This window comes from Mesorhizobium sp. B2-4-3, from assembly GCF_006442815.1.
Lineage (GTDB): Bacteria > Pseudomonadota > Alphaproteobacteria > Rhizobiales > Rhizobiaceae > Mesorhizobium.
Genome location: NZ_VFVL01000009.1, coordinates 1 through 24031, shown reverse-complemented (window position 1 = coordinate 24031; position 24031 = coordinate 1). Strand labels below are relative to the sequence as shown.

The 24031-nt window shown below is 62.0% G+C and carries 22 protein-coding genes; 13 read left to right on the top strand and 9 right to left on the bottom strand.

Going from position 1 to position 24031, the window contains the following annotated elements; all coding sequences use genetic code 11:
• Nucleotides 1-3 precede the first annotated feature (3 nt).
• Nucleotides 4-891 carry an alpha/beta fold hydrolase gene (locus tag FJ956_RS11555; RefSeq protein ID WP_140677537.1) on the top strand — a complete coding sequence of 296 codons (888 nt, stop codon included), beginning with the start codon at nucleotides 4-6 and terminating at the stop codon, nucleotides 889-891.
• 16 nt (nucleotides 892-907) lie between these two features.
• On the opposite strand, the gene FJ956_RS11550 is transcribed toward FJ956_RS11555, so the two are convergent.
• On the bottom strand, nucleotides 908-1957 hold the full coding sequence (locus FJ956_RS11550) for a DUF1176 domain-containing protein (protein WP_140677484.1): 1050 nt from the start codon (nucleotides 1955-1957) through the stop codon (nucleotides 908-910).
• Nucleotides 1958-2097: 140 nt separating this feature from the next.
• Between FJ956_RS11550 and FJ956_RS11545 the strand changes: the two genes are divergently transcribed.
• Entirely contained in the window at nucleotides 2098-2604 is a 507-nt protein-coding gene (locus FJ956_RS11545; RefSeq protein ID WP_140677488.1) for a DUF1993 family protein, read from the top strand.
• A 55-nt stretch (nucleotides 2605-2659) separates the two neighbouring features.
• Here FJ956_RS11545 and FJ956_RS11540 read toward each other — a convergent pair whose 3' ends face one another.
• Nucleotides 2660-2824, bottom strand: a complete 165-nt coding sequence (locus FJ956_RS11540) for a DUF1127 domain-containing protein (protein WP_095765222.1) — start codon at nucleotides 2822-2824, stop codon at nucleotides 2660-2662.
• Nucleotides 2825-3219: 395 nt separating this feature from the next.
• On the opposite strand from FJ956_RS11540, the gene FJ956_RS11535 reads away from it, so the two are divergent.
• The 3 genes from FJ956_RS11535 (at nucleotide 3220) to FJ956_RS11525 (ending at nucleotide 6431) form a co-directional block, all read left to right on the top strand.
• The gene (locus FJ956_RS11535) at nucleotides 3220-3678 is read left to right on the top strand and encodes a hypothetical protein (RefSeq protein WP_140677539.1); all 459 of its coding nucleotides are present in this window, start codon (nucleotides 3220-3222) and stop codon (nucleotides 3676-3678) included.
• Nucleotides 3679-4057: 379 nt separating this feature from the next.
• Nucleotides 4058-5125, top strand: coding sequence for an aldo/keto reductase (locus tag FJ956_RS11530; protein ID WP_140677490.1), 1068 nt, complete (start codon nucleotides 4058-4060; stop codon nucleotides 5123-5125).
• A 37-nt stretch (nucleotides 5126-5162) separates the two neighbouring features.
• Nucleotides 5163-6431 (top strand): cysteine desulfurase-like protein, encoded by a 1269-nt coding sequence (locus FJ956_RS11525; protein ID WP_140677492.1) that lies wholly within the window; start codon nucleotides 5163-5165, stop codon nucleotides 6429-6431.
• A gap of 6 nt (nucleotides 6432-6437) precedes the next feature.
• Here FJ956_RS11525 and FJ956_RS11520 read toward each other — a convergent pair whose 3' ends face one another.
• The 4 genes from FJ956_RS11520 to FJ956_RS11505 form a co-directional block, all read right to left on the bottom strand.
• Nucleotides 6438-7466, bottom strand: coding sequence for a histone deacetylase family protein (locus FJ956_RS11520; RefSeq protein WP_140677494.1), 1029 nt, complete (start codon nucleotides 7464-7466; stop codon nucleotides 6438-6440).
• 2 nt (nucleotides 7467-7468) lie between these two features.
• Complete coding sequence (locus tag FJ956_RS11515; protein ID WP_181170197.1) at nucleotides 7469-7960, bottom strand: GNAT family N-acetyltransferase; 492 nt, start codon at nucleotides 7958-7960, stop codon at nucleotides 7469-7471.
• 205 nt (nucleotides 7961-8165) lie between these two features.
• Nucleotides 8166-9551 carry an aspartate aminotransferase family protein gene (locus FJ956_RS11510; RefSeq protein WP_140677498.1) on the bottom strand — a complete coding sequence of 462 codons (1386 nt, stop codon included), beginning with the start codon at nucleotides 9549-9551 and terminating at the stop codon, nucleotides 8166-8168.
• Entirely contained in the window at nucleotides 9548-11200 is a 1653-nt protein-coding gene (locus FJ956_RS11505) for a N,N-dimethylformamidase beta subunit family domain-containing protein (RefSeq protein WP_140677500.1), read from the bottom strand. Before FJ956_RS11505 ends, FJ956_RS11510 begins: the two co-directional genes overlap by 4 nt.
• Before the next feature lie 149 nt (nucleotides 11201-11349).
• Between FJ956_RS11505 and FJ956_RS11500 the strand changes: the two genes are divergently transcribed.
• From FJ956_RS11500 to FJ956_RS11490, 3 genes are all read left to right on the top strand, one after another.
• Nucleotides 11350-11598, top strand: a complete 249-nt coding sequence (locus tag FJ956_RS11500) for a ParB N-terminal domain-containing protein (protein WP_140647477.1) — start codon at nucleotides 11350-11352, stop codon at nucleotides 11596-11598.
• Between the two features lie 111 nt (nucleotides 11599-11709).
• Nucleotides 11710-12105 carry a GFA family protein gene (locus FJ956_RS11495; RefSeq protein WP_140677502.1) on the top strand — a complete coding sequence of 132 codons (396 nt, stop codon included), beginning with the start codon at nucleotides 11710-11712 and terminating at the stop codon, nucleotides 12103-12105.
• Nucleotides 12106-12234: 129 nt separating this feature from the next.
• A complete protein-coding gene (locus FJ956_RS11490) occupies nucleotides 12235-12447 on the top strand; it encodes a hypothetical protein (RefSeq protein ID WP_140647475.1) in 213 nt (70 codons plus the stop codon).
• Nucleotides 12448-12468: 21 nt separating this feature from the next.
• Here FJ956_RS11490 and FJ956_RS11485 read toward each other — a convergent pair whose 3' ends face one another.
• A complete protein-coding gene (locus FJ956_RS11485; protein WP_140677504.1) occupies nucleotides 12469-13398 on the bottom strand; it encodes a hypothetical protein in 930 nt (309 codons plus the stop codon).
• Between the two features lie 204 nt (nucleotides 13399-13602).
• Here FJ956_RS11485 and FJ956_RS11480 point away from each other — a divergent pair, with 204 nt between their 5' ends.
• The 3 genes from FJ956_RS11480 (at nucleotide 13603) to FJ956_RS11470 (ending at nucleotide 16703) form a co-directional block, all read left to right on the top strand.
• A complete protein-coding gene (locus tag FJ956_RS11480; protein WP_140677506.1) occupies nucleotides 13603-14475 on the top strand; it encodes an undecaprenyl-diphosphate phosphatase in 873 nt (290 codons plus the stop codon).
• Nucleotides 14476-14523: 48 nt separating this feature from the next.
• Complete coding sequence (locus FJ956_RS11475; RefSeq protein WP_140677508.1) at nucleotides 14524-15309, top strand: phosphodiester glycosidase family protein; 786 nt, start codon at nucleotides 14524-14526, stop codon at nucleotides 15307-15309.
• Nucleotides 15310-15584: 275 nt separating this feature from the next.
• Entirely contained in the window at nucleotides 15585-16703 is a 1119-nt protein-coding gene (locus FJ956_RS11470; protein ID WP_140677510.1) for a GH25 family lysozyme, read from the top strand.
• Between the two features lie 402 nt (nucleotides 16704-17105).
• Here the strand turns inward: FJ956_RS11470 and FJ956_RS11465 are convergent, their stop codons facing one another.
• Nucleotides 17106-17477 carry a VOC family protein gene (locus FJ956_RS11465; RefSeq protein ID WP_140677514.1) on the bottom strand — a complete coding sequence of 124 codons (372 nt, stop codon included), beginning with the start codon at nucleotides 17475-17477 and terminating at the stop codon, nucleotides 17106-17108.
• Between the two features lie 1272 nt (nucleotides 17478-18749).
• On the opposite strand from FJ956_RS11465, the gene FJ956_RS11455 reads away from it, so the two are divergent.
• Nucleotides 18750-19451: a DUF4336 domain-containing protein gene (locus tag FJ956_RS11455; protein ID WP_140677516.1), complete on the top strand. Its 702-nt coding sequence runs from the start codon at nucleotides 18750-18752 to the stop codon at nucleotides 19449-19451.
• Nucleotides 19452-19636: 185 nt separating this feature from the next.
• Here the strand turns inward: FJ956_RS11455 and FJ956_RS11450 are convergent, their stop codons facing one another.
• Complete coding sequence (locus tag FJ956_RS11450) at nucleotides 19637-23035, bottom strand: TM0106 family RecB-like putative nuclease (protein ID WP_140677518.1); 3399 nt, start codon at nucleotides 23033-23035, stop codon at nucleotides 19637-19639.
• Nucleotides 23036-23281: 246 nt separating this feature from the next.
• Between FJ956_RS11450 and FJ956_RS30995 the strand changes: the two genes are divergently transcribed.
• Nucleotides 23282-24031 (top strand): TerB N-terminal domain-containing protein (locus FJ956_RS30995; protein WP_348642440.1); only part of this gene is annotated, 750 nt, incomplete at its 3' end.

Sequence of the window (24031 nt, the reverse complement as noted above, 5' to 3'; positions counted from 1 at the left end):
GGCATGTCTTTCCGTTTCCGACTTTTCTTCGCCCTGATCGCCGCAACAGCGCTTTCCCTCTCGACCGCCGAGGGGCAAACGCTTTCGCTGAAATCGTTCAAGGACGACCTCTTCGCTTATCCGCCGACACTGTCGACCGGCGACAACGGCGCCTACACCGTCCTCGACTATCGCGAGACGCGCGACATCAACCAGCGCGACGAGGTGCCGGAAAAGCGCGTGCGTGCGCAATACACCGACCCCGGCGTGCGCAAGGTGCAGCAGGACCTGATGCTGAAGACCGACGCCGGCGACATCAGGCATGTCGCGGTCGGCAGGACGGAGGGCGCTTCCATTATCGTGCTCTACCTGCACGGGCAGGGTGGCAGCCGCAAGCAAGGTGTCGACGACTTCACCTTCGGTGGCAATTTCAACCGCATCAAGAACCTGATGGCCGCCAACAATGGTCTCTATCTTTCGCCCGATTTCCCCGACTTCGGCGACAAGGGCGCGGCGCAGGTCGCGGCGCTCATCGACCACTATGCCGAGACATCGCCGGGCGCGAAAATCTTCGTCGCCTGCGGCTCGATGGGCGGCATCATCTGCTGGAAGCTCGCCGCGCGCAAGGACACGGGCAGCCGCGTCAACGGCCTGCTGCTGCTCGGTTCGCTATGGGACGACAGCTTCCTCGCCAGCCCCGCTTTCAAGCGCCGCGTGCCGGTGTTCTTCGGCCAGGGTAGCCATGACGTGGTCTTCCCGGTGGAGAAGCAGGAAGCCTTCTTCCGCTCGATCCTCGCCAGGAAGTCTTATCCGACCCGCTTCGTGCGTTTTGAGACCGGCACGCACGGCACGCCGATCCGCATGGTCGACTGGCGCGGCACGCTCAACTGGATGCTGACGAAGGCTCCCTGATTTCCTCTGCCGAGGCTCAGGGCGCTGTGTTGTAGTCGATGACCGTCTGCGGATTTTGCTCGCCATCATAGGATGCATCGACGTCATATTGGACGAGCGAGAAACCGCCGTTGCGGAACAGGTAGGTTCCCGATGACGAGGCATCCCCCACGCCACGCCATTTGTCGGACGTGGTGATGGTTTTGGTGTTGTCGTCATAATCCGAATTGGTCGCCCAGCCGCTGGTCTTGAACCCGATGATGTGGATCGATTCGACCTTGCCTTCGCTGTTGTTGTTCTCGTAGCGGATGTCGAGGTCCGGCTCGGTGAACTGCAACTGTGAGACGCCGTTGACATCGTCGCCGATGTAGTAGACCGCCGTCTCGTTGTAGGCGGCCATCGAGCAGAAGAAGCGGAACAGCCGCGTCTCGCGCTCCGGGTCGCTGGGCTGGGCGTCCTTGTCCTTGTAGTGGATGGAATGAGCCTCGGGCTCGCCGATCGGCTTGCCGTCCGGATCCTGCTTGTCGCACTGGTCGCCATAGGTCGCGAGGAAGGCCTTCTTGGCCTGCTCCAACGCTTCGTCCTTCTTCGGCGGCGGCGGGCCGTCGCCGCAGCTTGCCGGCACGGCGCTGTCGAAATCCTCGGTCGACGGCTTCAAGGCACCCTTGTCGATGAAGATCGGCTGAAAGGGCGGCTCCTGGATCTGCGCATTGACCTGGCGAACCGTGTAGCAGCCGGCGAAAACCTTGGCCTCGCCCTTCTTGTCGGTTGCCTGGATGGCGACCGGGACGCTGTAATAGATGCTGCCGGCGGCACCGTCCTCCGAGACAGCGCCGGTCTTGACTTCGACGCTGTCGGTGCCGTCATAACCCTTGACGAAGGCGTTGAAGTCCTTTGCCGGCTTCGTATCGCCGAAATAACCCCAGGCGCGGGCGAATTCGTGGCGATTGATAGCGCTATAAAGCGAGCGGACGACCGCATCGGCGCTTGATCGGTCATCGATATAGGGCGCATCCGCCGCGGACGCGGAATGCGTGAAGCCGGCCAGTGAGAAAAAGACGGTCGCTGCGAAAGTGGCTCTTTTCATCGAATCCTCCGCTCGGTAACGAAAATACTACCACGGCGATTGCGGCGGCGCGGTGACGCCGTGGGCACGGCCGCTTGAAGAATCGTGGCGGGAGGCGCTAGTTCACGGCCCGCGGCGCTAGGGCCGCGTGGGAGATACCCGTGACCATTTCCATGTACGACATATCGGTGGGCGTGTTTTCCGCCAGGCTGAAGGCGCTGGCGAGCGTGTTGACGGCGGCGGAGCAGAATGCCGGCGAGCGCAAGATCGATCCGCAAGTGTTCCTCACCGCGCGGCTGGCGCCCGACATGTTCGCGCTGGCCAGGCAGGTCCAGATCGCCACCGACCATGCCAAGGGCGCGCCGTCGCGGCTGGCCGGCCGCGAGGTGCCGAAATACGAGGACAACGAAGCGAGCTTTGCCGAGCTGCAGGCCCGAATCGCCAAGACGCTCGATCATCTGGGGACGTTCGCGGCGGCGGATCTGGAAGGTTCAGAGGATAGGACGGTCGAAATAAGGCTCGGCGGGCGCGAAGCTACGCTGCCCGGCCTGCAGTACCTGCTGCATGTGGCGATGCCGAATTTCTACTTCCACGTCACCACGGCCTACGACATCCTGCGCCACAATGGCGTGCCGCTCAGCAAGCAGACTTTTCTGGGAAACCGCTGACGTTGGAGTGGCTTGGAGGTTTCCCAGGCGTCCTGGGAAACCTCTTTGGTTCGGCTCAGCGGATCGACATCTCGCGCGCGATGCGCGGAAAATCCGCCGGCTTGATGCCGATATCGGCGCGGTCGGCGTTGCTCATCGCGTTTAGAAGCGCGAGCGCCGAGCGGTAGCGCTGGTGTTCCTGCGGCCGCGGCCGAGCGAACATTTCAGTGAAGAACCCCATGACTCAGTTGCCCCTGTTGGTCCTCCCCACATCACAATATATGGTGATTTGTTAAAATTGTGCAGTGCAGCAATTGCATGGCTGCCATGCCGCGCGAAATTTTTCCGCCACGATCGACTTTCCGTGAAACTTTTCGGCAGGCTCGACCGTAGGCACTCGTGCCGGCACATGGCTGGCTTTTTCCTCGCCACTCCTGGCGACCTTGCCGGACTGCACGAAAGAGCAGTCCGGCTTTTTATTTTCCGATGTCGTCTTGCCGGGCGGAAAAGCCGCCAATTGTTAACATCGCCAGAATTCATTCTTAACGAGAGCGCCCTATGTTTGGCGGCATCAATGCATGCCGTCACGACAGGGAGGTTGAGATCGGCACCGGGAACAAGCTCGATTTCGCTTCGTTGCTCGACGACCTGATCGTCGCCTCGGAGAAAGGCGAGGACGAGGGGGCTCGACCGTCTATCCCATTCGACTATCTGTCCGTGGCCGATGAACTGCATTCCGGCCGCATCAAGGTCGCAGGCGAGAGCGTCGCCGCCGAATATCGCGAGCAAGGCGCCGACCTCGCGGCCGAGTTCGCAGCACTTCTCGACCAGGCGAAACTGGCGCTGGCCGGCGAAGAGCAGTACCCGGAGGAGAAGCTGCCGCCGATCGATCCCGAAGCGATTGCCGGCGAGCTCGGCCTCGACCGTCCCGCCAAGAACGCCGATCTCGGTCGCATCCGCCGTAACTTCGCCTTCGCCAATCATCCGGACCGGGTCGCGCCGCATCTGCGCCAGCGCGCCATGATCCGCATGCAGGTGGCCAATATGCTGATCGACGAGGCCAAGCGGCGGGCTTTGGCCGGGGCCAGGCGGTAGTTCCCTCCATCAGAGACTTCAACTGTTCGCTTCGGCGACCCATCGCAAGCCATCGAAATTGGCTGGAGCCTCTCCAATATTCGTCATCCTTGGGCGTAGCGACGCGAAGCGAAGCGCAGACCCAAGGATCCATTCCGTGACCTTCAACGTAGAGTGCAACGGTGCAGAATTCTGTAATCGTTGCAATGCCTTAGGGTAACGGAATGGATTCTAGGGTCTGCGCGCGTCGCTTCGCTCCTTGCTCCGCCCTAGAATGACGAACTGACTGACGCTTCGGCCAATCTCGAAACTGGGCGACTTTGCAAAACGCAAGCGTTTTGCTCTATGTTCAACCTCCTCCTCCGCGCTGTCCGCGCAAAACCTCCCATCGGAGAAATTCATGCATAAACGCCGCCTCGGTCGGACCGATCTTCTTGTTTCGCAAATCTGCCTCGGTTCGATGACCTGGGGGCAGCAGAACAGCGAGGCCGAAGGCCATGCGCAGATGGATCTGGCGTTCTCGCGCGGCGTGAATTTCATCGACACGGCCGAGCTTTACCCGATCCCGCCCAAGGCGGAGACGCAAGGGCGAACCGAGAAGACCATCGGCAGCTGGATGAAGGCCAATCGCAACCGCGACAAGGTCATCCTCGCCTCGAAGGTGGTCGGCCGCACGGCCAACGCGTGGTTCCGCGGCGATCGTCCGTCGAAGCTGGTGCGCGCCGACATCTTCGACGCGGTCGAGAAATCGCTGGCCAAGCTCGGCACCGACTATATCGACCTCTACCAGATCCACTGGCCGGACCGGGACATTCCGTGGGGCTCGAACCCGACCCGCGTCGGAGCGGTGGCGCGGCGCGCGGATGCGGCAGGGGCTCCGGGAGACGAGACGCCGGTTGCCGAAACGCTGGCCGTCTTCGAGGAACTGGTGAAGGCGGGAAAAATCCGCCATCTTGGCCTGTCGAACGAAAGCTCCTGGGGCGTCATGCGTTTCGTGTTCGAAGCCGAGAAGGGCACGGGTCCGCGCGTCGCCTCGCTGCAGAACGCCTACAGTCTCGTCAACCGCACGTTCGAGGTGAACCTTGCCGAGGTCTGCGCGCGCGAGGAGATCGCGTTTCTTCCCTATTCGCCGCTTGCCCAGGGCTATCTCACCGGCAAATACAATCATGGTGCGCGACCGCAGGGTTCGCGCTCGCAGCTCTTCAACCGCGGCCAGCGCTACGAGACGCCGAATGCGGCGGAAGTGCTGCTTGAATACACCGAGCTGGCGCGTTCCTTCGGCCTGGAGCCAGCGCTTTTCGCCAACGCCTATGTGGCGAGTCGGCCCTTCGTGACCGCGAATATCGTCGGCGCGACAACCATCGCGCAGCTCGAGATCGCGCTGTCCTCGGTCGACGTCACCTGGACGGAAGAGATGCAAAAGGCGGTCGACGCCATCCACCAGCGCGTCGGCAATCCGTGCCCATGACCGGGCGTCGTTGAGAAAAGATGAGGTGATGGAGACGATGGCGGATTTTCCGATCGAGGCCGTGCGCGGCAAATTTCCGGCGCTTTCGCTGGACGATAACCGGCGCCGCCGCATCTATCTCGACAATCCGGCCGGCACGCAGGTGCCGCTGACGGTGGCGGACGCGGTGTCGCGCTGCCTGCTGACGACCAATGCCAATTTAGGCGGGTTCTTTGAGACTACGGTTGCGGCCCAAAAAGTGGTCGACGGGGCGCATGCGGCGATGGCCGATTTCCTGAACGCCGCAAGCGTCGAGGAGATCGTCATCGGCGCCAATATGACGACGCTGACCTACCACATGTCGCGCACGCTTGGCCGGACGATGAAGCCGGGCGACGAGATCATCGTCACCCGCATGGATCACGAGGGCAATGTCTCGCCCTGGCTGCAGCTTGCCGATGATCTCGGCCTCGTCATACGCTTCCTACCGTTCGACGAGCAAAGCTGGCAGGTGGAGGAGGCGGCGCTCAAGGCGCTGCTTTCGGACAAAACGCGCCTTGTCGCGTTGAACTACGCTTCGAACCTCACCGGCTCGATCAACCGCGTGAAGGCGCTGACGGCGATCGCCAAGCAGGCCGGTGCGCTGGTCTATGTCGATGCCGTGCAATTCGCGCCGCACGGGTTGATCGACGTGCAGGCGCTTGGCTGCGATTTCCTGATCTGCTCGGCCTATAAATTCTTCGGGCCGCATATGGGCATATTGTGGGGCCGACGCGACGTCATCGACGGCCTCGAACCCTACAAATGCCGCTGTTCTTCGAACGTCCTGCCCGAGCGGTTCGAGCTCGGCACGCCGCAGATCGAGCTGATGGCCGGGCTGACGGCGGCAATCGACTATTTCGCCGATCTCGGTGCTGCCGCCGGCCAGGACGGCTCGCGGCGGCAGCGGATCGCCAAGGCGTTCGAGGTGTCGATCGCTTACGAGAACGCGCTTGCCCGGCAACTGATCGAGGGCCTGTCCGATATCGAAGGCCTGATCATCCATGGCATCACCGATCGGCAACGCTTTACTGAGCGGGTGCCGACCATTTCCTTTACCGTCGAAGGCATCGAGCCGGAAACGATCGTGCGGCAGATGAACGCCGAAAACATCTTCCTGTGGTCAGGCCACAACTATGCGTGGGAGGTCGTCCACCAGCTCGGCATACCCGCCGAGCAAGGTGTCGTGCGGATCGGCATTGCGCATTACAACACGGCGGCCGAGATCGAGGAAACGTTGGAAAGCGTGCACCGCGTCACCGCGATGCTGCGGCAGCAGCATTCTTAAGGCTGTCTAACCTTGCTTGCCGCCGAAACCGGTCAGGAAAGCGGTGAGGTTGTCGCCGAGCGCGTCGCAGAGATAGCCGCCTTCCTGGACGATGACCGTCGGCAGGCCCAGCCCGGCTATCGCTTCGCCGATGCGCGAGAAGCCCGGCGTCGTCACCGACAGGCCGCCGAACGGATCGCCCTCGAAAGCGTCGAGGCCGAGCGCCACGATCAGCGCTTCCGGCGCGAAGGCGCGGATGCGCTGGAAGGCTGTCGCCAGCGCTTCGAGAAAGGCCGCATCGCCGGATTTGCGCGGCAGCGGCAGGTTGAAATTGTAGCCGAGGCCGAGGCCTTCGCCGCGCTCGTCGGCGTGTCCCCAGAAGAACGGATAGAAGCGCACTGGATCGGCATGAAGCGAGACGGTCAGCACGTCGGGACGGGCGTAGAAGATGCCTTGCGTGCCGTTGCCGTGGTGCAGGTCGACATCGAGGATGGCGACGCGCGCGGCTTGTCTGCGCAGCACCTGTGCCGCGACCGCCGAATTGTTGATGAAGCAGAAACCGCCGGCGACATCGGCGAAGGCGTGATGGCCCGGCGGACGGCAGAGCGCATAGGCCGAGGGCGCGCCGGTCATCACAGCTTCAGCGGCCTCCACCGCGCTCCAGGCGCTCCACAACGCGCTGTTCCAGGTCTCGGCCGAGATCGGGCAGGCGGTGTCGGCCATGTGGTAGCCGGCCTGGCCGACAGCCGAGGCCGGATAGGAGCCGTTGCGGGTGATCGGGTGAATGTTCGGGATGACTTCCGCCGGGGCGCCTTCGATGCGCTGCCAGCGCGCAAAAATGTGCTCGAGGAAGTCGAGATATTCAGGTGTATGCACCGCCGCAATCGGGCCAAGCCCATGATTCCCTGGACGTTCGACCGTCAACCCGGCCGATCTTGCGCCGGCTAACAATCTCTCGACTCGCTCCGGCTTTTCCGGGTTGGGCTGCGGCGCGCCGCTAGAGAGGAAAGCCTTGGGATCATGGCGTTTCTGCTCCTCGGCGTAGAAGGCTTTCATCGTCATTCCTCCGGCGTGTCGGCAAAGGCAAAAAAGGCGTCGCCGACGATCTTTTGCACCTGCTCGTAACTCGACCAGCCGATGCCCAGTCTTTCGTAGAACGCCTTGGCCGTTTCATTGTCGGTATCGACGGAAAGCCTCAGATAGACCCCGCCCGCCGCGCGACACTCCTTGGCTACGCGCCGCAGCAGCTTTTCGCCAATCCGCTGGCCGCGAAAGCGGTCCTCGACATAGAGGTCCTGAATATAGACACCTGGGCGGCCCATCCAGGTCGAGAAAATCGGGAAATGCAGGCAAAGCCCGGCGAATTCGCCGTCGATCTCGGCGATCAGCGTCGAGAAGGCGGGACTTGCGCCGAAGCCGTAGCGGCGCAGGTCCTCGGGTGTCGAGGTGATTTCCTGATGGGCGCCGATATGGGTGCCGAGGCGCAGCAGGGCGGCGTGGATGGTGTCAACATCGTCGATGCGGCCGGGGCGGAGGGTGACTTCGCTCACGATAAGTACGGCGCCCAGGCACCCCCCTCTGTCCTGCCGGACATCTCCCCCGCAAGGGGGGAGATTGGCAGCTTTGATGGCGCCGCGCCTCTTGTGACGTTGGAGATTGGCGAAGGCAGGCGCGATATCTGATCTCCCCCCTTGCGGGGGAGATGGCCGGCAGGCCAGAGGGGGGTGCGAAGGATCGCCAACATCTCAGGATGTCTCAAAACGTCATTCGGCCTGAGCGATCGACCGGCAGATCAAGTTCGGCGGCAAGTGCTTCCAGCGTGTCGCCAAGGACCGCGATAATTTCGCCGATCTGTTCGCGGGTTGTGATCAACGGCGGGCAAACCATGAAATTATCACTCACCGGCCCGCCGCGCACCCGCCGCGAGTAGATGATAAGTCCACGCTCGAAGGCCAGATCGATGAGCCGCAAATTTGCGTTGAGATTTTGCGGCAATGGCGTCCTGGCCAAGGGGTCGGCGTAGAGTTCCGCACCCATGAACAGACCCTTGCCTCGCACGTCGGCTACGAAAGGAAAGCGGCCGGACAGAGCTTCAAGCTCACCCCTCAGCAGCTCACCCATGATGGCGGAATTCTCGACAAGGCCGAGGCGGTCGACTTCGCCAAGAACGGCAACCCCGGCCGCGCAGGCGACAGGGTTGCCGCCATAGGTATGGCCATGCAGGAAGCCGCCCTTTTCAACGACTGGCCCGACTATCCTTTCACTGGCGGCAATCGCGCCAAGCGGCGCATAGCCTGAACTCAGCCCTTTCGACAGCGCGACGATATCCGGCCGGCAGGACCAGTGGTCACCGCCCAGGAATTTGCCGGTGCGTCCGATGCCGGTCATCACTTCGTCGTGGATAAGCAGGATGCCGTAACGGTCGCAGATTTCGCGGATCCGGGTAAAATAGCTGTCGGGCGGGACCAGCGCCGCGGTCGCTGCGCCGCCGATCGGCTCCATGATGAAGGCGAGCACGCTTTCGGGCCCTTCCTCCAGGATTTTTTCCTCGAGCATGTTCGCGTAGCGGAGGCCGCGCTCTTCCACCGACAGATTGTCCTGGTCGCGATGGACAAGCGGGGCCGGCACCAACGGCATCGGCCGGCCGACCGGGTCGAATGTCTTGGTCAGGATATCGTCGCCTGTGACGGCAAGCGTGCCAAGCGTGATGCCATGATAGGAGGGCATGCGTCCGATGATTTTCCAGCGTTTGTGCTGGCCTGTCGCCACCGCCCATTGGCGCGCGAGCTTGAGGCAGGCTTCGACAGCCTCGGAACCGCCGGATACGAAATAGATCCGGTCGAGCCCGTTCGGAAGCCGCTCGGCCAGCTCTCGCGCCAGGTCGACGGCCTGTTCGTTCTGAAATTGAAAGATGTAGGCGAAGCTAACGCGGTCGAGCTGTCGCTTCATCGCATCGATGACGTTGCGGTTGCCGTGACCAATATTGACGTTGACCGCGCCGCTCGAGCCGTCGATGTAACGGCGGCCGCTCTTGTCCCACAAATAGATGCCGTCGGCGCGATCCACCATCGGCTGGGGCCGCCGCGTGAAATGGAACAGGTTCGGCCGGCGGCCGGTTTCGATGGACTGCACAGCGCTCATTCACCCTTCTCGTCTCGGCCAAGATAGCGGTCGAGAACATTTTTGGTCACGCGTTCGACCATCGCGTCCTGCCTTAGCAGGCCGGCGACCCATTCGCAGCTTCCGGCATGGAAGACCTCGCCCTTGCCGCGCGGGAAATTGACGATCATGCCGTTGCCGCGCTTGACCTTGTCGAGATTGGCGTCGCTGGCCTCGCCGAACAAGGTTTCGGCGGTGAAGCGGCCGTCCTCGTCGGTGAGGAACTGGTCCTCGATCGGGATGTCGGCGCTCTCCTCGACCTGGCTCGCCATGCCTACCGCCAGCACCTGCAAGCTGTCCGGCGCGCCGCTCTGCGCGGTCGGGTAGGGCAGGCCGCCGCGGATCTCGAAATCGAGACCGTCGACCTCATAGCCATAGACATGGCTGTCGGCGCCGAGCAGGTCGCCGTAATAGATGCCGGTGCCGGCGAAGGCCCAGTGCTCGGGACGGTAGACCGGAAAGCCGCGCACGCCGCGCGGCGCGCAGCCGCCCCAGCCGGCATAGACGCCCCGCGTCGCATTGAGGCCGAAGGTGGCGCTGCCCGGACGACCGATCTCGGGCGCTTCCCAGGAATTGGTGGCGCGGCTGACATCGCCGCCGCGATAGGCGGGGTCCTCCGCGCGTGCCTTGTATTTGTAGCAGACCTGGCGGCGGCCTTCGTCTTCCAGCCGCGTCTGCCACATGAAATTGCCGGCGAAGCGCGCCGCGCGCCCGCCGCCGGTCACATAATTGTCGACGGCGTCGCGCATCTCCCAGGTCCAGTATTCGTCATGGCCGACGAAGACGACGCAGTCATAGCCATCGAGGATTTCGGGTGAGAAATGCAATTCGTGCTGGCTGGCGAGGTCGACCGCATAGCCGGCGCGCTCGGCGAAGCGGAAGAAATGGCTGTCATAGCTCGCCCAGCCGGACGAGGCGTATTTCTTCGAATGTCCGGTCGCGAAAGCCCATTCCATATGCGGATAGCGCGGCACGGTCTTCGGCGGCACCGCGACTTCCAGCGGCACGCGCGGCGCATCCTTGGGCAGCACGACAAAGCCGCGGCACCAGGGACGCTGCGTCGACACCATCGTCGCGTACTGGTCGCGGTTCGGGCCGGTGATGCCCTGATAGTGGTTCGAGCCGCCCCAGGTGTTGTAGGCGAGCCAGGTGCCGGTGGCGGCGACCTGCAGCAGGCGGCCGGGCTTGCGACCGGCCAGGGGCGCGACGATGAAGAGATGATGGCTGCGGACCGGCTTGCCGCCACGGCCTTCGGCCGAGAGCGTCACGCGATAGGCGCCTGACGGCCAGTCGTCGCCGACACGGAATTCGAACGACGCCTCCCAGCCGCAGCCTTCGACCGAGCATTGGTCGGGCGTATCCTGCCAGCGCGCCGACAGACCTGTCTTCTCGAAGACCTTGGTCTCGCTGCCGCCGTCGCGGACGATGACGATGCCGAATTGCGGCGCCGTCGAACTCACGTGAAGCGTCACTATCTCGCCCGGGCGATAGGAAAAGCGGTCGCTGTAGCACCAGATCTCACCGCTCGAGCCATCCATGCCCGGCCATTCATAGTAATGGCCGCGCACCGCCTCGCGGCGCTGCTCGGGCGTCAGCCCGAAATCGGGGAATTCGGTGGGCAGTTGCGTCAAGGAACACCTGAGATCACGAGGCCGTCATTGAGACCATCGGCCGGCCAAGCGTCAAATGGAAAGCATCGGGCCAGCGCGCCTTGCGCTTGGCGATATCTGGCAAACGAGTTACTTCATGCTGAGGCGATGTTCCAACGCCGGGAGCCGACATGCTGCGCGTGCAAAAGGTCAAGGTCGACGACATCTACGTGCCGACGGCGCGCCGCAAGACGCTGCATCCCGAGACCGTGCGCCATCTCGCCGAGGATATTCTGGAAAACGGCATGAAGACGCCGATCCAGGTGCGGCACGACGGCAAACGTCACGTCCTGGTCGAGGGGCTGCACCGGCTCGAAGCCGCCAAATGGCTGGGCGAGACCACGATCGACGCCTATCTCGTCCAGGCCAAGCGCCATTGATCTCTCGCCAGGGGCGGGCCTATCACCGTTAGCGATCGTGTCCCATCAAAGCTTTTTGATTGACGCCGCGATGCCGGCGGCTAGAGCGTTCCGACAAACAGGATGCTTATCATGGCGAAGTATGAGGGCGGTTGCTTGTGCGGCGCGGTGCGGTATCGGGCCGATGCCGAGCCGATCAACGAGCGCGTCTGCCATTGCCGGATCTGCCAGAAAGCGATCGGCGCAGCCTTCAACGCGCGGCTTCTGTTCCGCATCGACGACGTGACCATCGAGGGGCCGGTGGCGACGATCAATTCCACGCCCGACCTCCAGCGCGGCTTCTGCCCGGCCTGCGGCACGACTTTGTTCTCACGGCGCGACTCCAGGGGCATTCTCGGCGTCACGTCCGGCTCGCTCGACGATCCGTCGCTGTTCAAGCCCGACATGCATTTCTGGACCACCTCGAAGCAGCCCTGGCTGATGCTCGACGATGGCCTGCCGCAACATGAAGGCGCGCCGCCGGCCTGAGTCATTGCGACGCAGGCCTGCACAAAAATTTCATCTTCGATTCACGAGATAGCCGGCAAAGCGTCATTGGCGGGCCATCTTTGGCTGCCTATCTAAGCGCCATGCGGGAAGGCATCGAGGAGGCGACGGATGAGCGAGAGCATCAACACCCTGGACGAGCTTTTGAACGACCCGATGGTCCAGCTCGTGATGGCGCGCGATCGTGTGCGCCCGGCCGAGCTTCGCCTGCTTCTGGAAAAGGCTCGCGACAGGGCGGGCGAGGATTCTCGCATCGACCAGGCTTCGGTGCCGCCAGCGCATGTGGTCGCAAGAAGCTGCCTGAAGCAGTGGCTCTACCGCTGAGGCAATTCTAGGGAAAATTGGTCAGCTCGAATTCGCGGGCAGGTAACTGTAGTGGCTGCGCAAATAGGCGAGCCTGAAGCCGAGCCGGTCGTAGTTGCGATAAGCCGGCCCGTCGCGGTCGGGGCGCGGCGCCTCGATATCGGCGACAAACAGTTTCGCGCCGGCGGCTATGCCGTCGCGGACCAGCCTTTCGCCAAGCATGGCGTCAAGATCGAAGCTCGGCGCCATGATGCCCGGCACCGGCGCGTCCATGCCGGTCCAGGCGGCCCCGTTTGAGATGAAGAGCGAGCGCACGGCGGCGACCGAGCCCCTGCGTTTCAGCATATAGTGATGCCAGCCCCTGCGACCGACAAGCGCCATCAGCCAGGGCGTGGTGGGGAGCCTGTATTTGGTATCGATGAAGGAAGCCCATTCCGAAGCTGTCCCGGGCGTGACCTTCTCGACCAGCAGATCGTCGACCGGGATCAGCGGGTCGCCCGGGAAAAGCGGTTCGTCCGCCAGCGGCGCCGCGTCGCGATAGAGGCGCTCCCAGCCGCCTTGCTGCTGCATCCCGCGCGCTTCCAGCCAGCACCTCAGCCGCGACGGCTCGGTGTGCGGGTTGATATAGAACCAAGGCCGCATGATGCCGGCCGCGCGGTAATGCGCGAGCAGCGCGTCGACCTGTTCTTCCGTCGCCGGCTCATCGACGCCGATATTCTTCACGCAGTTGAAATGGATGAACGGGATCGTCGTGCAGGTGGTCCACACAAGGTCGCCGTCGCGCGCGATCGAAAGCCCTAGCCGCGCCGCGAAATCCGCCGGCGCCGCTGCGTAGAGGTCGAGCCATGCCGCGACTTCCGCGCGCTCGATGGCGCGGCTGAAATCATGCGACACCGCCTCGATCGCGATGTCCGGGACGTGTGTTTGCGGCGGCGCCACTGGCTGCAGTTCCGAAAGGGCGGCGGTCGACATGGGATGCTCCTCCGATTTGCCTTACAGTGTAAGATTAGCAGAGGATAATATGATGTCGCCTGTTGTCAAGCAGGATTAGCGGCACCTTACAAATCCGTGAGTTGGAATCACGCTATCGTGAGGCTAAGCCTGTCCTCGATGGGCTTTCGATGACGATTCACTTTTTGCCCCTGATGACGACCGGGGCACGGGGAAAGGACCGGGATGACCGACGTCTGCACGCAAGGACTGGATACCGGCTTTGTCGGCCTGGGTTATGCCAAGGTGGCGTTCCTCGGCATCGTGCAAGGCATCACCGAATTGCTGCCGATCTCATCCACGGCGCATATGCGCATCGTGCCGGCCGTGCTCGGCTGGCAGGACCCCGGATCGGCCTTCTCCGCCGCCATGCAACTGGCGGCGCTGGCGGCGGTGATCAGCTATTTCTGGAGCGACGTCAGGGACGTGCTGTTCGGATCGCTGTCGGCGATCTCGCGCCGCGATTTCAGCGATCGCTATTTCCGCCTCGCGATCAGCATCGTGCTTGCGACGGTTCCGATCGTCATTGCGGGTCTCGCGCTTTCCGGCGTGCTCAACGCCTGCAATTCGCCCTTGCGTGGGCTGGCCGTGATCGGCTGGGCCTGCATCGCCATGGCGATCCTCCTGGCGCTCGCCGAAATCTTCGCCAGCCACAAGCTGGTGCTGCGCCAGGCATCGATCCTCGACGCGCTGCTGGTGGGCGTCGCCCAGGTCGGCGCGCTTATTCCCGGCGTCTCGCGCTCGGGCTCGACCCTGACGGCGGCGATGGGGCTGGGCTTTGCCCGGCCGGAGGCGGCCCGCCTGTCGTTCCTGCTCGGCTTGCCGGCCATTGCGCTCGCCGGCCTCAAGGAGCTCTATGAACTGCACAAGGTGCATCTCGACGCGCATGGCTGGTCGATCCTGGCCGTCGGCCTCGTCGTCGCCTCGATCTCGGCTTTCTTCGCGATATGGGGGCTGATGCGCGTGCTCGAGCGCTTCTCCGCCTGGCCGTTCGTCATCTATCGCGGCCTGCTCGGCGTGGTGCTGCTGATCGGGGTCGCGACCGGCTGGCTTGTCTAGAGGTCTCGACCCAATCCGCTGTATCGACGCCGACGCTCGGGTGCGCTGATGGATCTTGTGACTCTGCTGCAATCCGTGCCGTTGCTGGCGACGCTGGTGAAATCGGCGGTGCCGGCGGCTATCGGCGCCGGCATGGGCCTCGGCCAATGGCTGGCGGCGCTGCCGCCCTGCCGCAACCAGACTTTCGAGGATGCGGCCTACCTCGTCTGCGAGACCGATCCCAAGCATTTTTCCATCGAGCTGTTCTGGAAGAACAAGGACGGCGATCTCTACAGGTCGCTGCACAACCTGCGCAGCGCGCAGCAGGCGACGGGGCGCATCATGCTCTTCGGCATCAATGCCGGCATGTTTCACCCGAACCTCGCGCCGGTCGGGCTCTATGTCGAACGCGGCGAGCAGGTCACGCCGGCGAAGATCGGATCGGGAACCGGCAATTTCTCCATGCAGCCCAACGGCATCTTCTATCTCAGCGCCGGCAAGGCAGGTGTTCGCGCGACCAAGGATTACCTGAAGCGTCCGCCGCGCGTGGATTATGCGACCCAGTCCGGGCCGATGCTGGTCATCGACGGCAAGCTGCATCCGAAATTCCGTTACGACGGCACCTCGCGCAAGATTCGCGACGGCGTCGGCGTGCGCGCCGACGGGGTCGCGGTCTTCGCGATCTCGGACGATGTCGTGACCTTCCACGAATTCGCGCGGCTTTTCCGCGACCAGCTCGGCTGCCCGAACGCGCTCTTCCTCGACGGCTCGATCTCGAGCCTCTATGCGCCCGCGATCGGCCGCAACGACGATTTCTGGAATCTCGGGCCGATGATCGGCGTGTTCAAGCGCTAGATCAGGATGGCGTTTCGTTGAATCGTCATCCTGATCTAGCTCTTTGTTGGGGCATGATCTTTCTCCGAAAGCCGGTTCCCACTTTTTGCTACGCTGACCTTCGGTTCGGGATCATGCGCTAGCCAAGAAGCTCCCTTCGGCGCCGCCCCGAATCATCCGGTCGCGCCAAAAGTAAATTTTGATTCAAACTTTGTTGGTAATTTCTCATTAGGAATGGGGGTTCCGGCGGCGCTGTTCCTGCCTTCGGTCTGTTTTGTTTTGCGTACAGGTCAAAGATGCGGATTTTTGGCGTCGTCAGTTTCGTGCTCGCATCGCTATGCCTTGCCGGCTGCTCGTCCACGTCGGGCGTTGATGCGTTGCAGATGCCGTCCAACGAGACGACGAGCTCGGTCGTGCGGCCGAGCGCGCCGGTGTCGAAGGGCGTAAGGACCGCCGTCACCGAAAGAACCGTCGAGACCGCGTCGATGTCGGGCGCCGCGCGCATCAAGCCGCCGGCGCCGTTGCTCGACGAGGATAACGCGAGCCCCGGCGACGAAAATTCGCGTCCCTTCGGTCTGGCCGAGGAAGAGACGGTGAACTTCCCGGCGACCGAATTGCCGGACAGCGCCGAGCCGCCAGTGCAGGAGGCGGCGCTCGTCTCGGCGCCGAAGCGGCTGTCGCGCGCGGCGCCCGCGATGCTCGCCGGTCCGGTCACCCGTTATGCGTTCCGCGACGCCAAGCCGATCAATTTCGGCCGCTCTTCGCCGCGCCATCTGGCGGTGCACGGCGTCGACGTCTCGCGCTGGCAGGGCAACATCAACTGGGGAAAGCTGCGCGCCCAGGGCGCCAACTTCGCCTATATCAAGGCGACCGACGGCGGCGACCATCTCGACCCGATGTTCATGAAGAACTGGCGCAACGCCGACGCCGCCGGGCTGAAGCGCGGCGCCTATCATTTCTTCTACTGGTGCCGCACGGCGGGTGAGCAGGCCGACTGGTTCATCCGCAACGTGCCGAAGATGGACGGCGCGCTGCCGCCGGTCATCGACGTGGAGTGGAATGGCGATTCCTCCTGCAAGCGGCGGCCTTCGCGTGAAAAGGTGCTGGAGAAGATGCAGGTATTCATGGACAGGCTGGAGCGCCACTATGGCCAGCGGCCCATCATCTACACCAGCCCCGACTTCTATCGCGACAATCTGCGCGGCGCCTTCCAGGACTACCCGTTCTGGCTGCGCGCGGTCGCGGCGCATCCGTCAAAGGTTTATCCGAGCCGCAGGTGGCTGTTCTGGCAATATTCCGGCTCCGGCCTGTCGCACGGCGTAAGCGGCCGCATCGACCTCAACGTCTTTCATGGCGACGAGCGCCAATGGCGCGCCTGGCTGGGCGGCGGGCAGATGATGGCGGACGCGGATTAGAGCGCTGTTCCCTTCTCCTCTTGTGGTAGAAGGTGGCCGCGAAGCGGCCGGATGAGGGGTGCTCCAGCTTGACGGAGACCTTCGCCGGCTTGGGGCGCTGCAGCAAGATCGCCAGCCCCTCACTCCGCTGGAACACCCCTCATCCGTCTCGGCGCTGCGCGCCGATCCACCTTCTCCCACAAGGGGAGAAGGTGAGGGCGCGTGTCACGCCTTACCTCGCGCGTTCGTCATTCTCGGGCTTGACCCGAGAATCCATTCCGTGACCTCAGCGAAGCGTGCAAACGGAGCAGAATTCTGCATTGCTGCAACACTTCAAAGTCACGGCATGGATTCCAGGGTCTGCGCGCGTCGCTTCGCTCCTTGCTTCGCCCTGGAATGACGAAGCGGAGGGGCGCCGCCACATTACGCCTTGTTGATCATCGCCTCGATATTATAACCATCGGGATCGAGCACGAAGCAGGCGTAGTAATGCTCCCCATAATCCGGACGCGGCCCGGGTGCGCCGTTGTCCGCGGCGCCGGCTTCGAGCGCCGCGCGGTAGAACGCATCCACCTCAGCCTTGCTCTTCACCCGGAAGGCGACATGCAGATGGGTGAGCAGCGGCTTCTCGACGGTGTGCTGGATCTCGAACAGGCAGCCATTGCCGACATCGAAGGCCCAGAACACGCCTTCCTTGCCGAAGGCGAGGCTGTAGTCCAAGGGCGCGAAAGCCTTTTCGTAGAAGAGCTTGCTCTTGTCGAGGTCGCTCACTTCGATGGTGATGTGGTCGATCATGGCGAATATCGCGGACGCTTAGATGGGCTGATGGCACCGATTTTCAAGCCGGCAAGCCAACCTCAAGTCGACACACATTGCGCGCCCGCCTTGTGTCCCCAAAAAACAGCAAGAGTTGTGACCTTAGTTTGGATGGCCGAGCCTTTTGGATCTTTGGGAATGATTCCGTGACGCCCTTGAGCCAACTCCTATCTAACACCGTATCGGAGCAGTTCTGTCGAACTCTTAGCCTCTTAATGTGGTTTAGGACACGATTTGCTTGGCCATGCGTCAGCCTAGATGCTTTTGCAAGTTCCCCCACTCCGATGAACTTCTTGAACTCTGAGAATGGGTAAAGAAAGCAGAGCGCAAACATAGTAGCTTGCCATTCAGCGCTGTGAGCGAAACCCGTTCTCTCGACTCTCTGCTGATAAGGTTCTGCAGCACTGTTTAGCCCGAGCGCTGCGTATCGATGGTGCAGCAAAAGGTGCCCAACCTCATGCATGATTATTTCGGCCGAAAACATGCATCCGTTCGACGCGCCTTCGTAAATGCTTTCTGAGACGACGATCCCCAACGGATTCTCAGACACGAATGCTCGTGCGCTTCCCATCTTATTATCCGACTCGATATGAATATATAGTCCGGGAAATATCTTTGGTAAGTCAATCTCAACAAAACGAATTACGTCAAGCGCACCTTTGTTTGAAGTTGAAAGTTCTTTTCGGATCCATTCGGCCAATATACGAATTTTGTTGGCCGAAGCGCCTCTGCTAATAAATACGTCGTCCATTGTTAAGCACCGTATCGGGGCTGAGTAACACGGGTAATTTTGTAGGTCGGATCCTGCTCTGCGAGCGCTAATTCGACTTCGGTTTTGTCGAGCTCAAGTATGTCCATGACCAAGAGCACATAGTGGGCGGGTGGCGATTTTTCTCCGCGCTCAATACGAGATATGTCAAGCGGGGAAGTTCCTACTAACTTTGCTAGCTCGGGCCTCGTCATAGTCATCGCACTGCGCCCTTCGGAGCAAAGGCGTCCGAAGGGCGTAAGGCGATAGGGGTCCGAGCTAAGCGGAGTATTCATTTGATACCACACTCAAAGTTGTGACTCTGCCCCTCTGGAAGCCGTTGAAATCATTGGGTGATTTTTTAGGAAGATATTCCACACCCAAAGTTGTGACTCTCCCAGACGCAAAGTTGTAACCTTGAGTGTGCCGGGAAGGTTTTCTGTGGCGGTTTTCGGTCTTCAAGGCTTGGAAAGCGCCCATCTGGCGGACTAGACTTAGCGACCATGCTGGAACCGCTGGGATCGAACCTATGGATTGCGGATGGCGGAGTCGTCTCGTTCAAAGGCTTCGATTATCCGACACGCATGGTCGTCGTGCGTCTTGCCGATGGCGGACTGTGGTTATGGTCGCCGGTCGCAAGGACGGCAGCAATTGAGGACAAGATTCAGGCGCTAGGTCCTGTTCGGCATATCGTCAGCCCCAACAAGCTGCACTACCTGTTTCTGGGCGAGTGGCAGGCCGCATTTCCGGGCGCGAGTTTATGGGCGACGGCGGCGACAATCGCCAAGTGCAAGGAACTCCATTTTTCCGGAGCTCTGACTGACGAGCCGCCAGCCGAATGGAAAGGGCAGATCGACCAGTTCTATTTCACCAATTCGCCATTCATGGACGAACTGATCTTCTTTCACCGCGCATCGCGCACCGCCATCATCGCCGATCTCTCACAGACCTTCAGCGAGACGTTCTTGAAACGCCATTGGCCTTGGTGGATGCGGCCAATCGCAAAACTTTCGAAAATGGTCGAAGGATGGGGCTACCCGCCGATCGACTATCGGATCAGTTTCCGCAACCGCGCAACCGCGCGCCCAAAGATTCGTGAGTTGATCGGAAAACATCCCGAGCACGTCGTCGTGGCGCATGGTGAGGTTGTCAGGACGGGTGGCGAAGCCTTTTTGCGGCGTGCCTTTTCATGGCTGCTCCGGTAATCCCAACGTCGGCAATTGGACGGTCGCCGAATAGCAGCTATCCGCTGATCTTACACAATAGTAGACGGTCGTCCTCCGTGCCCCATCTCCGTCGTTAGGTGATTGGAGATAGACGTTCGCCCTGAGGCGGACTTGCCGGGATTGGGAAATATTTTCCCGGCCTTCTGAGCGTGGCTGCGGCAGTGTCAAATTAGCCTGGCGAGCTCCAGATATCGGCACAGGGCATTCGCAAGCTGCATCTGGCGCGGGGTTCGGCACTCAGCTTGAAAAAGTATCGGAGACGTCACTAGGACGCACACGCATTTCGCCCGGGATGTCGCCACATTCAAGCGATTGAGGCTATAAAGGAACTCCATGCCGCGCGGTGCATCGGCGGGACTTGAGGTTGCCGTGGAATAGATGGCGATCGGCGCCTCTTGCCCCTGAAACTTATCCACCGTACCGACCCGCGCGCCGGGCAGGCGCTTCTGGATTTCGAACACCTGAGCATTGAAGGGTGCGATTATGAGGATGTCGTCGAGCGTCAACGGACGAACGTCCCCGAGGCGATTGGTCCAGCTAATGCCGGCGGCGGTGACTTCCCTGACGAGGTCCGCGATGGCCTCTGCCTCTTCCGGCGAATTGCTCTGGTTGCCGCTATGCGCGACGGGCAGCCACCGCAGACCTGCGCCGGACAAACGTGTCTTGCCACCAATCAACTGGCCTGCCAGCCCTTGGCGGGGATGGAGTTCCCCCGCGTAGAATAGCTCTGACGTGAACCTGCAAATGTCGGGGTGCAGCCGCCATGTTTCGTCGAGGAACAGGCCGCGATCCGGCGGGATCGTTTGGGCGCCGTCAAGGATATGGTGAAGGGCGGACATATCGCAGCCGTCAGGGTGGCTACCCTGGATTGGCTGGTCGAGCTGCTGGGGATCGCCCACGAGGACAAGAGTCTTCGCCGCCTGGGAGACTGCGAGCACGTTCGGGAGGGCCATCTGGGCCGCCTCATCGACGAACAGTACATCGATCGCCTCAAAGGCGTCAGGACGCGACCAGAGCCAGGCCGTTCCGCCGCCGACGTCCACGCCCTGACCCATGGCCGCGATGAGGTCTTCGCTCCGGCGGGCAAACGTCAGCCGATGTTGTCCTTCCTCTTCCTCGTCAGCCTTGTGACAGCATTGGAGATCGACGCCTAGGCTGTCGGCTTCCTCGATGACCTTGTCGATGAGGTTTCGGATGACCTTGTGGCTGTTTGCGGTGATCCCGACCGTCTTGCCTTGCCGGACAAGGGCGCAGATCATCTGCGCCGCCGTAAAGGTCTTTCCAGCGCCCGGCGGTCCCTGCACGGGTAGAACGCCTTCGCCGAGATGTTCCGCCAGCCGTAGCGCGGCATCCAGCGTGCTCTCGCCAGCCTCTCTGACCGGATGCTCGCCAATGGGGGGCGGACGCCTTAACAGAAGATCCCGTGCAGCCTGGTAGGGACCGGAGCCTTCGATCCCGTTCACCGCGACGTGCTCGCCGATGCGCAGGAGCGCTTCCGCGATGACCTCAGCACCGACGACTTTGTGGGCGAAAACGGCTTCGGGATGAAGGGTGGCGCTGTCCTGACGTTTCTTGATATCGATGGTTCGCTCGTCGAGCGAGATCGCTTCCACCTTTCCGAACTTGTCGCCGCCGCAATTGCGAAGGTCTTCGCCGCCGCGGAGGGAGGTCTCCTGCTTTGGGTAACTATAGCGATGAATGGGCGCTCGAGCCGTTCCGCCGGCTCCGCCGACGAACACAAGGCCTGACAGTCCCGCCCGTTCATCAAGCAACTCTTCAGCTGATACCGCAGCAAGGCGGAAGAGCTCCCACCAAGCCGCCTTGAGTTCCCGCCGATGCCAGTCCAGCAGGTTGGCAAGCAGCCAACGGGCCTGCTGCTCTTCCGAGCGACCGGCGGGATCGTCGGGGATCCCTTGCAGAAGCTGCTCGATTACGGGAGCGATACGCGCAAGCCAGGCGGCGACGTTCTCGTTCGGCGCACCGTCATCGCCACCTTCAGGCCGCGGGACTTCCAATCCGGCGGCGATGGCTTCAGCGCGCCGATCTTCCAGCCATGCACGGAGGGCGGCCGTCGAGAGGCAGTCATCCTCGTTGTAGCCGCGCACGGTCGTGCGGGTCTCCTCGTCGATTGACGCAACGTCGCCAAGTTCGAGATTGGCCTGAAAGTTCGACAGCGCGCTGTTCGCTTCCGGAAGCGGCACCTGCCTTACGAAGCCGTAGAAGGGTTCCAGGCGCTTGATGGAATAGCTCTCGACGCTGGCGCGTACGCCGTGGCGGACTACCGAGTAAAGGTCGACGAAGAGCTCGGCCCGCAACATTCGGTCGATTTCGTCTTCTCGCGTACCGTACCTTCCCATAAGGCGCTTGAGGGCTGCCGGCTCATAGGGTGCGTAATGGTAGATGTGCAGGTCCGGATACGTCTCCCAGCGCGCCATAACGAAATCGACGAAACGCTCGAACGCTTGCCTTTCTTCGGGGCGGCTTAACGCCCATTCGCCGCGGTAAACGCTTTGTTCCTGACCGTCATTGAACAGGTAGCCGAAGAGATATTCGAGGCCGTGCTCTCCCACGAATGGATCACCTTCGAGGTCCAGGAAGATGTCGCCGACGGAAGGTTCGGGCAGACGTGCGAGCCCGAACCCGGGTTCGATCTCAAGCATCTCGAATCTTCGCGCCCCGGTTTCCCGTGCCTCGACCTGTATGCGCGCCTGCTCCCGCGCGCGATGGTAAGAGCCGACCGACCCGCGTTCCGGACGCCAGGGCAAGGGAAGGGGGGCCGCTGCAATGCCGGCCATCGTCGAGGCACCGTGCTGTGCGAATTCGTTGATCTGGACTTTCGTTACGCCGGCAATCAGGCAGGGGTGGTCGTCCTCCCGCCTCTTGCGATCGCAAGTGTCATGCCAGCGGCAAACGTCGCAGTGCGCGGTCGGGTCGGGATACGTGGCCGGAGCATTTTCTTGTTCCAGCGACTGCTTGAAGCGACGCTTCACCTGTCGATAGTAGGCTGCGTAGTCGGCGAAGCGGAACGTCTGCGGCATGAAGTCGGACCAAGGGGCGACTACATGCATATGATCCGGCGCAAGGCCTTGCGCGTGATCCAGCAGATCCGAATAAAGGCAGAGCTGGAGCACCGTTCCAGCCTTCGTTTCCCGTGCAAGCTTGGTATCGAGCACCTCATACGACCAGGCGCCCAGGTTGCTGGGTTTCTCGACTCGTCGCAGGATATCGGCGCGGCCGCCCCAACGGCCGTGGCGCAATGCGCCTTGCACAATGACGTCGGTGCCGGTCGCCATCGACTGGAGTGTTGCTGCAACGGCTGCGTCAGAGATGTCGACGCCGTCAATCCGTGTAGTCTTCAACCCGCTGTCGCTCAAATGCTGCACGAAGTTCCGTTCATGGACGGCTCCGCGCTCCCGGAGGACCTCCAACTGCGGGTCCCAGTAGGTTGGCTTTACGAGCTGTCCCTGTGCGACAGCCCGGTCAAGAACGCTGAGGTGATGGCAACTTAGATGCCCTACCAAGTCGCTCGCACTAAGGCGCAGTTCGCCCGCAACTACCTGCATACCAGTGTCCCCCCATTTCTGCTGCCGCAGCCTATTTCCACTCGCTGCCGTTAATAAACCCTAGCGGGAGAACTTTCTCCGTGTAGCGGCACCTTGAAGCCGGAAGAAAATGGGTGGCACGGCACTCGGTTGGGCGCCATCGTGGCCTGTTGCCCGGTTTCTCTTTGACGGTGATGACCAAGGACGGTGTGCCTTGTGATCGAAGTTGCTTGCGATCGGCAATAACCTTGGTTCGAAGATTGTCCGATGCCCGCAGACCATGCCATGATGTCAACGGAATATCCTAAGGGTCTGGGGGCGGCCATGGAATGGTTTATGATCGGCGCGGCCTTGGTCGCGTGGCTGATCTATCTGGGGCGCAAGCAAAGTCTCGCAGAAGAGGCGCCGCAGCGCTCACCCCGATCCGCCCGGGATCGGCCTGTATCGACAGGCGATCGGATTGCATCGCCGCAGCAGTCTTGGCAGGATCCTCGCACTCGCTCCGGTCCGCGCTTCAGTGATGGAAGCAAGCAATGGGAAAGGCGTCCAGTCACGGAGCATAGAGCCGCAACCGATGACGGCCGAGCCAAGGGGCTCTCGGCAAGATGGGTGCCTGCCGGAGAAAGCGTCCGGGTAGCCGGAGTGGTTATCCAGTCAGGCATGTTCTATCTCGGCGGGTCCTTCGCTGGGAAAGCCGGTACCGAGAACTGTCTGGTTGATCCAACTTGTCAGGTCGGCTCCATAAGAGACGACCCTGAAGGCAAGACATTGCCTTACTGGCCATCATATCATTCGATCTCTCCCGGCGCGCGCCGAACCTACCTCGAATGGCTTGCAGGGGGCAGGAACGATCCCTCGATCGGCATAGGCTACGTCTTCATATTCTACTATGGCCTCGAACGTCGTCTTTTCATCGACGAGGCGAGGAACGAGGCGCTGGCGATGGCCGCGGAGGTCCGGCGCCTTCTAACGCTCCACGGTGAGAACTACTCCTTTAAGGGCTACGCTTCCAAGTTC